Annotated in this window: 8 protein-coding genes; 6 read left to right on the forward strand and 2 right to left on the reverse strand. The window is 56.6% G+C overall.

Features of this window, described 5'->3' with window-relative positions; genetic code table 11:
• Positions 1-1137: an SGNH/GDSL hydrolase family protein gene (locus AC5S27_RS11595; RefSeq protein ID WP_493934719.1), complete on the forward strand. Its 1137-nt coding sequence runs from the start codon at positions 1-3 to the stop codon at positions 1135-1137.
• A gap of 21 nt (positions 1138-1158) precedes the next feature.
• Here the strand turns inward: AC5S27_RS11595 and AC5S27_RS11600 are convergent, their stop codons facing one another.
• Both AC5S27_RS11600 and AC5S27_RS11605 read right to left on the reverse strand, forming a co-directional pair.
• The gene (locus AC5S27_RS11600) at positions 1159-2865 is read right to left on the reverse strand and encodes a DUF885 family protein (protein WP_493934720.1); all 1707 of its coding nucleotides are present in this window, start codon (positions 2863-2865) and stop codon (positions 1159-1161) included.
• Positions 2866-2946: 81 nt separating this feature from the next.
• Complete coding sequence (locus AC5S27_RS11605) at positions 2947-6495, reverse strand: carboxypeptidase-like regulatory domain-containing protein (protein ID WP_493934721.1); 3549 nt, start codon at positions 6493-6495, stop codon at positions 2947-2949.
• A 235-nt stretch (positions 6496-6730) separates the two neighbouring features.
• Here AC5S27_RS11605 and AC5S27_RS11610 point away from each other — a divergent pair, with 235 nt between their 5' ends.
• The 5 genes from AC5S27_RS11610 (at position 6731) to AC5S27_RS11630 (ending at position 14162) form a co-directional block, all read left to right on the forward strand.
• Positions 6731-7966, forward strand: a complete 1236-nt coding sequence (locus AC5S27_RS11610; RefSeq protein ID WP_493934722.1) for a tetratricopeptide repeat protein — start codon at positions 6731-6733, stop codon at positions 7964-7966.
• 31 nt (positions 7967-7997) lie between these two features.
• Positions 7998-8933: an ROK family protein gene (locus AC5S27_RS11615; protein WP_493934723.1), complete on the forward strand. Its 936-nt coding sequence runs from the start codon at positions 7998-8000 to the stop codon at positions 8931-8933.
• Between the two features lie 66 nt (positions 8934-8999).
• Complete coding sequence (locus AC5S27_RS11620; protein ID WP_493934724.1) at positions 9000-10103, forward strand: LacI family DNA-binding transcriptional regulator; 1104 nt, start codon at positions 9000-9002, stop codon at positions 10101-10103.
• A gap of 46 nt (positions 10104-10149) precedes the next feature.
• Complete coding sequence (locus AC5S27_RS11625; protein ID WP_493934725.1) at positions 10150-12789, forward strand: glycosyl hydrolase 2 galactose-binding domain-containing protein; 2640 nt, start codon at positions 10150-10152, stop codon at positions 12787-12789.
• 29 nt (positions 12790-12818) lie between these two features.
• Positions 12819-14162: an APC family permease gene (locus tag AC5S27_RS11630; RefSeq protein ID WP_493934726.1), complete on the forward strand. Its 1344-nt coding sequence runs from the start codon at positions 12819-12821 to the stop codon at positions 14160-14162.
• Positions 14163-14167: the final 5 nt, after the last annotated feature.

Consider the following 14167-nt stretch of genomic DNA (forward strand, 5'->3'; position numbering starts at 1 on the left):
ATGCATAGCTATCGCCGATTTTCGAGTCTCATGCAGATGGCCGCCGCACTTGGCGTATTCGCGGTGAGCATTCTGCTGGTTGAATCTGGAGGCTTGTATGACTGGGCGCAGCGGCTTGAACTGGGGCCGGAGCGTACTGTTGCGTTACCGATAGCTGCTGCTCTTCATCAAGGGTTGGAGCGAGTTGGAATTGAAGGGGAGCGACAGCGATTGCTAGTTGCGTTGGTGCGGGTTGGTTGGAGTGATGATCCGGCGTTATTGGCGGCAGCAAACGGCAAGCCGGGAAACTCTACGGCTGGCGGGGCAAGCGCAACGAAGAAGCTGCCGTCCGTGAACGCACCGGGGACGCCGCTGATCCCGGCGAAGCCAGTGAATACCGCAAGAAAACCCTTGATGCTGATGGCCGATGATCCGCCACTGAACAGTGTGTTGCCACCGATTCCTTTGGTGGCGGCCGACCAAAAGAGAACTGTTGCGCTGGCGGGCGACTCCATGATGGCTGTCGGTCTGGCCTCGACGATCCAGCGGCAGGCTCCGCGCTATAAGGATCTGGTTTTGATATCGGCGTTCAAGTCTGGCACAGGGCTGGCGCGGCCGGAGGTTTACAACTGGCAGGAGCAATATCCCCCGATGCTAAAAGGGGCCAAGCCGGATGTGATTCTGGTGGCGATCGGCGCTAACGACGGGCAAGGTTTTGTTGACGGCGGCGTGACCTATCCCTTTGGTACGGAGGGATGGAAGAGGATCTATCAGGCGCGGGTTGAAGCGTATCTGCAAATGCTTCAGGCGGATGGCGCCACGGTTGTATGGGTGGGGTTGCCACCGATGAAGTCAGACGCCTATAACGCAAAGATTGCGCTGGTCAATCGTATTGCCTACAGCGTTGTGAGCAATTCTCCGCATGCGATCTGGTTCAGCATTGGCGGCACTGTTGGCGATGACAGCGGCCAGTTCCGCGACTTTGGAGAAGTAGACCACCGCACAGTACGACTGCGGCAGAGCGATGGCATCCATCTTTCCGATGACGGAGCGGCGCTTGTCACAGCGAAATTACTGCCGTGGCTGGCGGCGCAGCAGGTCGAGATGACGAAACCGGCGACGGCAAGTGACGCGAAACAGTCGCCGCCCAATCCGTAACCACGATGGCTACCCACATCGCTAATTCTGTCGAGGCAATGGTGAAATCTGTGGAACCTCACTTGCATCGTTCAACATCTCCCATCGTTGCAGAGAGATCGGGACATTGCCGTTGTTCCAGACGAAGTCATGAAACGCGAGTAGCGAAAAGTTGTCGCCCTGTTTCCGCCGCGCATCGGAGAGTAGTTCGAAAATCTGCGCTTTGCCGATCTGATACGTGATGGCCTGGCCGGGCGTACTTGAGAACATAGCTGCCTCGGCAAGCGCAGTTTTCCTATCCATCGGCACTGTCGTGCTGAGATAGTCAGCGGCCTGTTGCAGAGTGAACTCGCCCAGCGCCAGCTTCACATCCACCTCAACGCGCAAGGCACGGAGCCGCATAAAGCTGTAGATGGTCTCGCGTGTATGGGGATTGTCTTCGAAGAGTCCCGCCTGCAGCATCATCTCTTCGGCATAGAAGCCGATGCCTTCGTTGGCGCCGGAATCGTAATAGTGCCGCCGGATGGGGTCCGCATTGTGCCAGCCGAGACAGAGTTGAAAATAATGTCCCGGCACTCCCTCGTGCACAATGATCGGCCGCGGATCACGCGCCGTCGATAGATGAAAGAAACCCAGATCGGCACTTGGATTGTGAATATAGCTTGTGCCATCCTCCTTGAGGCGTGATGGACCCGTCAGGTCATCGGTCACACCCAGATCTTCAAAGGCGACGATATACGGCGGCAGCAGTTGATTTCGATAGTGCTTCATCCAGTCCGGTACGGTTAGTATCTTCTCCTTGCCAAGGAACTCTCTTATCTGACTTTCGCCCTTTGCTTCCGCATCAATTTGAGCTGCGGCGGTCGGGAAGATGGGTGCAGGCCCTTGTCCAGCCAGCCTCCCCTGCTGGTACGACTCGAAGGCCACCGAGCGGCTCCACTCCTGCCTGCTGAGTGCCAGCATCTGTTCCGGTGTGTAGGGTACGAGGGCTACATTTTGCAGAAACCACTGATAGTTATCCCGGCCGATGGCCGTATCTTTTCGCGCTGAGAGTAGTTTGCCAGCAAGCCACGCACGATACTCGGTCAGTGCCGTCAAAGCCGCTGGAGTTGCCTGCTTCAACGCCGCGTAGTTCGCTGCTGAAAGCTGCGGCGCAAGGGCAACCTCCATGGCTTCCGTCCGCTCCGACACACGATCCAGCGCGTCGATTGCCAGCTCCACAAACGGCTGCCGCATATCGGTCAGGTTCTCTTTGGCTGCGGCGATCGTGACCGGAATCTGCTGCATGCGGGCGACGAGATCGTTCTGGCGTCCTGCCGAAAACGGCGGTGGTTGCAGGAGCAAGACAAAGATGGAGCCCAGGGTCTGATCGACATAGAAGGCAGGATCGCGCTTCCAGTCCTGAACAACAGAAAGCTCCCACCGGACCCGCGCAATGGCTGAGCCAACCAGCCTGTAGTCCACTTGCTCTGCGACAGAGGCTGTCGATGCTGGTGCAAGCTGCTGCCAGCGTTTCTCATATTCCTGCAACTCGCGTAAGCGTTGCGACACTGTTGCCGCTGACCAATCCACTTTGAATCCGGCCGGGCGGTCAATTCGGGGAATATCGTCATTGGTGAAGGGCTGCTCCTGAGCCCTCCATTGCCAGAAGCGCGCGCTGAAGTCCTGCAAATCCTCAGCATGCGCGCTATTGGACAGGAAGATGGCAGAGGCAACTAAGGCGAATGCAGTGAACCAGCGTTGGATCATCCCGACGGTCTCCAATACTTAGACGAGTGAGCTTTTACGAGACCATGTTTCCCCGCGATCGTTCAACTGAAATCTCTCGCGCTAGAAGATGAACTTCGCCGCAAGCTGCATGATGCGTGGGTTATGCGCTGAAGTCGCGGTCAGCGACGTCGAAGCAGAACAACTGTCTCCGTAGCAGGCCGAACTGTCGACGCCACTCCATTGCGTGTGGTTGAAGACGTTGAAGGCTTCCGCTCGGAACTCGAAGTGCATCGTTTCCTTGATGGCAAAGTTCTTGAAGAGGCCCATGTCAAAATTGGTCCGTGCAGGCAAGTTGAGCACGTTGCGCCCTGCATTACCGTAGGTAAGCCCCTGTGGTTGCGTGACTGCATCGGTGTTGAAGAGACGCGGTCCTTGTACGCCGGTTGGATGGCGGTCCGTGATATGGCCATGAAGGCTGCCGACGATGTCCGGATAGGAAGTCACTGTGCTGACAGTGTTGCCAGTGCCGGCATTGTCGTTGATCGTTGTATTGGCAATGCTGAAGGGGTTACCAGTCTGGAAGGAGGTTAAGTCTGAAATCTGCCATCCTCCAAGCAGAGAGTGCAAGAGACCCGGGCTGTGGAAGAAGGGCAGGTCGTACACAAGGCTTGCTTCCAACAGGTGACGTTGATCAAAGTTGGAGCTGGCGAGGCTGTACTTCGGATTGGGGCCATTGATGATTTCAGTGAACGTCCCGTCGGAGCCATCATCGATCGAGTGGCTGTACGTGTATGCGAGGCTGCCATTGAGATGACCAAAGTAGCGGCTCAGCGATACCTGAAGTGCATCGTATTCGGAGATGCCTACATTGTTGATCTGGTCGATGCCACTAATCCCGTAGAACGGACGATAGGGATTGGGGTCGTTGCCGCAGGCGATCAAGAGATGATTCAGGACGTTGCCGGAAAGCGTCTGTCCGTTCACGGTGTAGTTACCGCCATCATCCGGCGTGCAATCGTTAGGGCCGATCGGCTGGCCCTTTTGGTATGGATTTTCGGCAGCGGTCAACGGGCTTAACTGGTTCAATTCATGGCGCACAGGCATGTGCCGGCCCAGGCTGCCGACGTAAGCAACCTGCATCTCGGTATGGCTTGGCAGTTGGCCTTGTACCGCAAGATTGAACTGCTGTACGTAGGGCCACGTCGCGTGCGTGGGGATGGCAATCATGCTGAGCGGGAACTGGAGCCCGCTGCCGCCTGCCTGGTCGTAACCGACGAAGTTATATTTGTTCGGCGTCTGCACGACGGGCGCAGTGCCTTCAAGAACTTCCGAATTGCTCTCGTTGCCATTGGTGTGTTCGAAGAAGATACCGTAGCCGCCGCGAACCGACAGCTTGCCGTTGCCGAAGACATCCAATGCAAAACCAAGCCTTGGCGCGGGGTTAAAGAGATGCCCGGTCATGCAGCCTGAGTAGACTCCGTTCAGCCCGCAGCGGACGATGCCGTTGAAGAGGTTTCCACTTCCGGGAACAATGGCGCCACCCTGGCCGGTGATCGAGCCATCGGTATCGATAGTTGGTGCGTTTGCCGTGCTCCATGTTGCCGGCTCAAAGTTCCCCGACTGGTTACTGATGTCGTGATACGTGCCGAAGAGGCTCAGTCGGAGGCCGAGATTGAGCGTGAGCCGGGGACTGACATGCCAGTTGTCCTGCAGGTACGGTTCGAGGATCTTGTAGCGGTTGTAGTACTTGGGTTGTGCCGACGTCTGAGAGAAGGACGCGACATTTGCGGTCAGCAGATCCGCGAAAGCATTGCCCGTGGTCACCGTCGACGAGGTACTGAAGCTGAAGCTGCCTTGATTGAATCCGGTACTGGGCTCGTTCTTCTGCGCTGCAATGAAGCTCGCGCCAAAGATCAACGTGTGGTTCTTGAGAGTTTTGGTCAGGTCGTCGCGGTAGCTGTAACTTGGGTTCGAGTTCTGCCATGGGAAATACCCGGTGCTGACACCAAAACCGCCGCCGTACGCGGTGCCGCCGCCCAGACCGATCGAGGGCAGTACGCCACCGTATCCGTTATCGAAGAAGCCATTCCCTGTGAAATCCTGCCGTCCCAGTCCTGGACTGGTATTGATAAGGGTGATGTGATCGGTTGTATAGTCTGCCACGAATTCATTCACCAGCGAGGGCGAAGCGGCGTAGGTCATGTGAACCACCATGTCCACACCAGGGCCGGCGAAGCTGTTCTGCACCGTCGGGAAAGGATTGCTTTGGAAGGTTGGCGTTGGGCTGGCCTGCGACCAGGAATCGTAAATAAAGCGATAGAAGGCGCGGAACTTGTCGTTAAAGGTGTGATCAATGCGGAAGAGCTCTTCACGATTGGTCGTCAATTGCGCAGGAGACGACTGATAGATCGAAGAGCTTCCGGTGCCGGATGTTGCGTGGGGTATGAGCACCAATAGCGCTGTACCGTTCGGATCGACCGGCACCTGATTGTTCGCATAATACGCGCCCGTCGTTGGATCTTTCGGACAGTTGTCCATGCTGCCGGAGTTGTCCGGACACTGGTCGGAAAAATTCCCGCCACGCTCCGCATCCGATGGCACAGGCTGATTGAAGACCTGCCCCGGAACCAGCTCACGACGAAACTCCTGCGAATAGAAGAAGAAAGTCTTCTTGCGTGCCGGGTTGTAAAGCTTTGGGATGAAGAGCGGACCGCCGACGGTGAATCCAAAGTCATGTTTCTTGTATTCGGGAACGGACGTCTGGAAATAGTTGCGCGCATTGAAAGCGTCATTACGCAGAAATTCAAAGACGTCGCCGTGGAAGTGTTCCGTGCCAGACTTGGTCTGGGCCTGCACCGTGCCTGATGCGTTGCGTCCATACTGGGCGCCGTAGTTCGAGGTGAGTACTTCTGTCTCAGCAATTGCATCGACATTGGGGTAAACATTCAATGTCGAATTGCTGCCGTTATCCATGATGCTGGCGCCGTCGAGCTCCCAGTTGTTGTACTCCGGACGACCACCGTTCATGCTGTAGGAGACGCTCCCCGCAACGCCGGTTTCTCCTTCGTCCTGTCCTGTCTGGCTGGCGACGCCCGGCGAGAGTGTCACAAGCTGGCTGAAATTGCGGCCGTTGAGTACGAGCTGTGTAATCTGTTCGCCGGTGATGGTGAAAGAAATCTCCGGCGTCTCTGTCTGAATTGCGCCCAGATCGCTGCCTGTCACTTTCACTTCTGTCGTCACGTCGCCAACGGAAAGTTTCGCGTCAATACGCTCCGTACGCGCAACGCGCACAGTAATCGCACTTGCCTGGAATGTTTTATATCCGAGGGCTGTCACCTGCAGGCTGTAGACCCCTGCTTCCAGCCCTGGAAATGTATATTCGCCCGCTGAATTGCTGACCGCCTTGAGAGCAGTTCCTTGGGCTGTGTTGGTCAGCGTCACCTTGGCGTTGGGTACGATGCCGCCACTCTCGTCAGTCACCGATCCATTGATCGCGCTCGACTGCTGAGCAAGCAGCTTGCAGGCGGGGGCCCCCATCAGAGCCAGGACGGCAAGCATCAGGGCCGGTCGCATGAGCGCTAGTCGCATCAGTTTTAGGGAGATCAACGCAAAGGCAAAAGGTTGAGACTTGGCAAACTGGTCCGGAACGGAATGACGGAATGAACTCATAGGGTGACAGTGCCTCCGTGAGTAGTTGGACTTTTCCTTGCGAACAGATCGTGGAGCCGATTGACGCATTCACTGATCATGAACCGCCTGACTACTCGCGCTTGATGAACAAATAAAGGCCAAGCGATCAACTAGAGCCGGGAACATAAAACTTTTCGATGATTGCAAATGGAACTTGCAAATTGATTTCTGTGATATTAAAACGTTTTAAGTGCATGTCAAGCGAAAGTTTTTTATGAATCAAAACTCGTGCAAAGGCAGACAGCCGGTCTCCCCAGGACTGCGCCTGCCGATACTTCTGCTTGTCTCGCTCTTCATGCCGAATCTTCCGGGACTTGTTTCGCCGGCCATCGCTCAACCTGGTATCGCCGCGAAACCGTCCCCCGCAGCCCTCTTCGCGGAGGGCAAGCAGGCCATGCAGCGCGGCGAATGGGTGCAGGCCGAGGCCGATTTCCGCAGAGTTCTGGTACTCGATCCAAATTCCGGTGCCGCCCATACGAATCTCGGTGTCGTTTTCATGCGCCAGAAGCGCTGGGACGAGGCTCTCGTACAACTCAATCAGGCTGAGAAGCTCACTCCCCATGAGCCCGGCGTCCTGCTCAATATCGGCCTCGTCTACTACCGCAAGAACGATTTCTCCTCGGCAATTGAGCCTTTTTCCTCCGTCTTGCGGCAGAGGCAGGCTTCCGAGCAGGCTCGATACCTGCTCGGCCTCTGCTACTTCTTCATAAATGACTACAAAGAGGCCGCTTCTACCCTTGAACCGCTCTGGGAAAAACAGTCCGGCAAACTCAACTATCTTTACGTGCTCAGCATTGCCGCGAGCAAGGCTGGAAACTCCGCTTTGCAGAGACGAGCCTTCGACCAGATGTTGACAGTCGGGCAGGGAACTGCCGAGTTTCATCTCTACCTCGGCAGGGCGCGGCTCGCCGAACACGATACAGGCAAGGCACTCGAAGAGTTTAAGGCTGCGGCAGAAACTCAGCCCAATTTGCCGTTGGTTCACTACTTTCTGGGTCGCACATACCTGGAGCGTCATGAGTTGCCCAGCGCTGAGACGGAGCTGGAGAGAGACACAGCCATCGAACCCGACTTCGCCTACAACTACGAAGATCTCGGCGCGATGTACGTGCTGCTTAACCAAACGGACAAAGCCGAACTGAACTTCCGCAAGGCCATCGAGCGCAACGCACAGCTTGTCAATTCTTACTTTGGCTTGGCCAAACTCTATGCCGATTCAGGGCGGTACAAAGATGCAATGGAGATGGTCGATCACGCGGTGGCGCTTGCACCCAACAGCGCGAGTGTTCACTTCACCCGCGGTCAGATTCTCAAGCATCTTGGCCAGACAGAAAAAGCGAATGCTGAGCTTCAGGCTGCAGCAAAGCTCTTCAAATCCATCAATGACCGCTTGCAGTCCGATCCGCTCGGCGACTCTTCGGCCGACGCTCAAAGTGCAGCGCAAGAATAGGCATTCGCCAGGACGGATAACGAAAATCAATATGCACAGGCTGGCCAATACCGCCGAGAGAGACGAAGCAAACGTCCTTGCCATCGATATCGGCGGCAGCACAACTAAGTTGGCGCTCGTCGACCGGGCCGGAACGATCCGGCTATGGCGTTCACTGCCGACATCGGGCCCCGACCCTGCAGCCTTCCTCAAGAGCGTTGTCGCTTCCGCGCTACAGATCTTGAGTGAGGCTGAGTCGCCTGTCGCCGCAGTCGGAGTGGCGATCGCCGGCTTCGTCGATAAAGCGGGCTTTCTCACGTTCAACGCTAACCTTCCCTGGCTTGAGCGATTCCCGATAGCTCAGTTCCTGACACAAGAGTTGAGCCTGCCCGTCCACGCTGATGCTGACTCGAACGCAGCCACAGTTGCAGAACTGATATTCGGCGAAGGACGCGGCGCAAATCGCTTTCTCTGCCTCACCGGCGGCACAGGTCTCGGCGTCGGCATGATCGCAAATGGGCGGCTGATGCGTATTGCACACGGCTGTCTGGGCGACGCAGGCCACGTCATCGTCCTCCCCGACGGTCCGCTTTGCAGTTGCGGAGGACACGGCTGCGCAGAGGCGCTTCTCTCGACCGCTTACCTTGCTGAGCGCTACAGCCTCGTTAGCAACCGCTCCACATTCCGCGAGCTGGTTCAAGATGCTCGACAGGGTATTGTCTCTGCGCAGACCCTACTCGAAGAAGCCGGACGTTGGCTCGGAATCGCCACCGCATCGCTTGCCAACATCTTCTTCCCGGATCGCATTGCCATCGCCGGAGGCCTCTCGCAGGCGGGTGATGCGTTCATGGCAGCAGCAATTGCGTCTTTCCAAGTTCATGCAGGAGCATTTCCGAGAGATAACGTAAGATTCGTCCGTGCCACCACGGGTGAGCATGCAACCTTGCTGGGCGCGGCAGCCAGCTTCTATCATCCGCAATTCCAGTAGGCAGTTCGCGGTAACCGTGCTGATGATTTCATCATCATCGTACGCAGTAGATCGAGGAATGAGTACTTGCCTAAAGAGAGACCCAGCAGCGATCGCGTCAGGATAGTCGATGTGGCACGGGCCAGCGGCTTCTCGACTTCGACGGTCTCAATCGTTCTTAACGAGGCCGCGCTGTCCCGCTATGTTGCGTCAGCAACCAAAGAGCATATTCGCGCCATCGCAGCCCAACTCGGCTATCGGCCAGACGCCTCGGCACGCTCCCTCCGCAGCCGCCGCAGTCATACAATCGGCATCATGGTTTCGGACATCTCCGACCCATTCTGCACACTCATCCTGCAGGGAATCGAGAAGACCCTTTACCCGACTCCCTATCTGCCGATCATCATGATCGCGCACAACCAGAGCAAGCAGTTCGGCCGCCACCTGGAGATGCTGATGGAACGCCGCGTGGAAGGTCTCATTCTCGTCGCCAACTGGCTCTTCGGAGAATTCGACCAGCTTTCCGAGCTTCAGCGATCTCAGATTCCCACCATCGCCGTGGGCCGCGACCTCACCGCTCGCGGTGTGTACTCCATTCAGGTCGATAACGAATCGGGTGGCTACACGGCAGCCCGCCATCTCTATGAACTCGGCCACCGTAAGATCGCCGTCCTTCGTGGGCCCTCTGAGCTTTCGGATAGCGACCGGCGTTGGTATGGCATGCAACGATTTGCCGCCGATGCTGGCCTCGCGTTCGACCTTACTTGCGTTGCTCAGCTCTCGCCTGCGATTGAGCCCACCTCGAACTTCGACGAGGGCTTCAGTCTTACTCAATCCATGGTCGAGCGCGGCGCTCACTTCACCGCTCTCCTGGCCTTTGACGATCTCACAGGTCTGGGCGCGATTCGCGCACTGCGTCAGGCTGGCCGCCGCGTTCCCGAGGACTGTTCTGTCGTCGGCTTTGACGATGTTCCTCACGCGGCGATGAATACTCCCGGTCTGACCACCATCCGCCAACCAATGGAAGAGATGGGAAGCATCACCGCTCGCTGGGTCCTCGATTCTCTTGCCCAGAGCAGGGGAGAAGTCTCCATTTCAGAATCTGCTGAGTCGCTCGCATTGCCCGGCACATTGCGGCTCTTACCCCCAGAACTTATCGTCCGCGATTCAACCGCGCCCTTGCGCCAGTGAAAGGCAGGCATTTGTCATGCGAAGTAAATTGAGATTGTTGTTAGCTTTGCCCCTCTGCATTCTCGGCACTTCTGTCCACTCTCTGGGGCAGGGCAGCGTTGCGCTTCACGAAGGCTGGCGTTTGCAATCCGCATGCAAGACAGATGCCAAGGGCGAGATGATTTCGCAAACGGCCTTTGATCCGAAAGCGTGGTCAGAAATTACCGTGCCCTCGACAGTGCTGGCCGCGCAGCTTGCGACTGGACAGATCAAAGATCCCTATTACGGGGACAACCTGCGCAAGATCCCTGGCACCACCTATCCAGTGGGCCAGATATTTGCGAATCTGCCCATGTCCGATGACAGCCCCTATCGCTGCGGCTGGTGGTATCGCAAGCAGTTCATCATCCCAGCGTCAGACAAAGGCCGCACCCTATGGCTGCGCTTTGGCGGAATCAACTATCGCGCCAACATCTGGATCAACGGCAAGCGTATCGCCGATTCCACGCAAGTGGCCGGAGCGTATCGGACATATGAATTCGATATCACGTCTCTTGCACAACCAGGCAAGCCCAACGTCGTTGCCGTGGAGACGTTCGCGCCGACCGAACTCGACCTTGGCATCAACTGGGTGGACTGGAACCCCTGCCCGCCCGACAAAGACATGGGCCTCTGGGGTGCAGTTGATCTGGTTACGAGCGGCCCGGTCTCCGTGCGCTCGCCGCTGGTCACAACACATCTGACTGGAGCTGAGGCTGATCCTACGGCAGAACTGACAGCTTACGCCGAACTTCATAATGCATCCGCCAACGCAGTCAAAGGCGAAGTCGTAGCTACCATTGCCGGCATCCGTGTTCGTCAGCCAGTTGAGCTTCAGCCCAACCAGAACAAGACGATTGTCTTCGACACCAACAACTATCCAGCGCTGAGCCTCAAGCATCCCGAATTATGGTGGCCTTATCAGATGGGCAAGCCCCACCTCGAGTCAGCCACCATCGCATTTGAAGAGAGCGGCAAGATCTCGGATGAACAGACAGTTCGATTCGGTATACGCGAAGTCACCTCCGAACTCACGCAAGAGGGCTTTCGCCTCTTCAAGGTCAACAGCAAGCCAATCCTGATTCGTGGCGCCGGCTGGTCCCAGGACATGCTTCTCCGTCAGCAGCCTGAGCGCCTGGAGGCGCAGTTCCGTCTGGTGCGCGACATGCATCTGAACACCATCCGGCTGGAAGGCAAGCTGGAAACCGAACAGTTTTTCCGCCTTGCCGATGAGCAGGGAATTCTCGTCATGCTTGGGTGGTGTTGCTGCGACCAATGGGAGCACTGGAATAAATGGACCCCAGAAAATCATGCAGTCTCCATCGAATCCCTGCATTCGCAGATGCTTCGGTTGCGCTATCACGCAAGCCTGCTCATCTGGCTCAACGGCAGTGACGGTCCTCCGCCGGCCGACGTCGAAAAGGCGTACCTCGATGTAGAGGCCGAGACTCACTGGCCCAACCCGACGCTCTCTTCAGCATCGCAGTCGCCCACCACAGTGAGCGGCAAGAGCGGAGTAAAGATGACCGGCCCTTACGATTACGTAGCGCCATCCTACTGGCTTACGGACGCCAATAAGTACGGTGGAGCTTACGGCTTCAATACAGAAACCAGCCCGGGTCCTGCCATTCCCACTCTCAGCAGTCTAAAGAAATTTATCCCTGCTAAGAGTTTGTGGCCGCCGGACGACACCTGGTCCCTGCACTACGGTGGCGGAGGGTTCCGGAAGCTCACCGTCTATAACGATGCACTCGCCGCAAGCTACGGCGAAGCGAACAACCTCGACGACTATCTCCGTGTTTCACAGACCATGGCCTACGCTGGCGAACGCGCAATGTTTGAAGCATACGGTCGCAACAAGTACCGGTCCACTGGAGTCATTCAGTGGATGCTCAATAACGCATGGCCTTCCATGATCTGGCACCTTTATGACTATTATCTCGACGCAGGGGGTGGCTACTACGGCACCAAAAAGGCCTGTGAACCCATCCATGTGCAGTATTCCTATGATGATCACAGTGTCTACGTTGTGAATAGTGAATACCAAGCTCTTGGCAAACTCGATGCCAGCGTCACTTTGTATGACCTTCATATGAAGGAACTCTTCTCCGGTCATGCTGCCGTAGATTCCTCCGCAGATTCAGCCATCAAAGCCATCACCATTCCAGAGGAGAAATTCTCGGCAGACTCGTCACTCTACTTCGTGCAACTCACGCTGAAAGACAGCAAGGGCGAGGTTGTTTCGCGAAACTTCTATTGGGTGCCAAGCAAACCTACGCAGTTTGACTGGAATAAGACCGACTACACGCATACGCCAGCCATTAGCCACGAAGACTTCACAGAGCTGCGCAAGCTGCCGAAGGCACAAGTCGAATCATCCTTCGAGATCGACGCTGATGGCACCTGGCGGGTCCGCCTGCACAACTCCTCGAAAGCCCTCGCCTTCCAGATCGCAGCAGATGCTATCGGTAAAGGCGGATCGACGATTACACCTATGCCCTGGTCGGATAACTACATCGAACTGCTGCCAGGAGAAACACGTGTCCTGTCGGCGAAGCCGCCGCAGCCAGAGCCGGAATCCTCTGTCGTCATCACCGGATGGAACATCGCTCCTACAACACTCAAGGCAGACGTCAGGAAAACTGTTGCACAAGAGACGCAAAAGTAAGAAGCACATTGTCATTGCCAAGGAGGCGGATGCCAGACTCTACAACCAGCTCATCAGGCGTAACGCTCAAGCGCAGTTTGCGCTTCTGGGATCTTATTCTCTACGGCATCATTCTCATCCAACCCACCGCGCCCATGCCCGTGTTTGGTGTCATCTATCAAGAGGCACACGGCCATGTTGTGACAGCAATCCTCTGCGCACTGGTGGCGATGCTCTTCACGTCCATCAGCTACGGACGCATGGCGCGCGTCTACCCACAGGGCGGCTCTGCCTTCTTGTACGTCAGTCGTGAATTGAGTCCTTCGCTCGGCTATATCACCGGCTGGTGCATGGCCATGGACTACATCCTCAACCCGCTGATCTGCACCATCTGGTGCGGCAAAGCAGCGCAGAACTTTCTTCCTGAAGTCCCTTATCCCATCTGGGCCATCTTCTTTGCAGCACTCTTCACCATCCTGAATCTGCGTGGCGTTGAAACATCGGCTCGCATCAATGCCATGATGGCCGCCGCACTGGGCGTTGTCATCCTGCTAGTTGTCGTATCGATCTTGCGCTATCTGTTCCTATTGCCGCACCAAGCAGGCTCGTTCTACACCACTCCGTTCTATGACCCGAGGACGTTCTCATCCACTGCGCTCTTCCGCGGTACATCCATCGCAGTCCTCACGTATATCGGCTTCGATGGTATTTCTACCTTGACAGATGAAGCGAAAGACCCCGCCCGCAACGTACCTCGCGCCATCGTAGCTACGTGTCTCATCACCGGCATACTCGCTTCGATTGAAGTCTATCTGGGGCAACTGGTATGGCCGCGGGGACAGGCTTTTCCTGATATCGATACCGCTTATGTCAGCGTGGCGGGACGCGCCGGCGGAGCTCTCATGTTCACCATCGTAAACGCGTCCCTGCTTCTCGCAACGATCGGCTCTGGCATGGCTTCACAACTCGGTGCTGGACGGCTCTTGCTGGCGATGGGAAGAGACGGCGCCATTCCCGCCCGCTTCTTCGGAGAGGTCCATCCTAAGAACCGCATCCCGCGCAACAATATCCTGCTGATCGGCGCAATCTGCCTGATCGGAGCTCTGGCATTCAGTTACCAGCTTGGCACTGAGCTCCTGAACTACGGTGCATTGCTCGCCTTTATGGGTGTCAACATTGCCGCCGGCCTGAACGCATGGCGTAGCACGAGGCTGAAACGATCATTGCCCGTTCTCAGTGCACTGGCGGGCTTTGCCGTTTGTCTTTTTCTGTGGTGCAACCTTGGCCGCCTGGCATGGATCGTCGGCACAGTGTGGGGCGTAGTTGGCCTCCTTTGCTATGCCCTGTATGGCCGCAGATCATCCAATCAAAGAGCTCTCGAAGCTAACGAATAACTCCG

Source organism: Acidicapsa borealis (assembly GCF_059115245.1).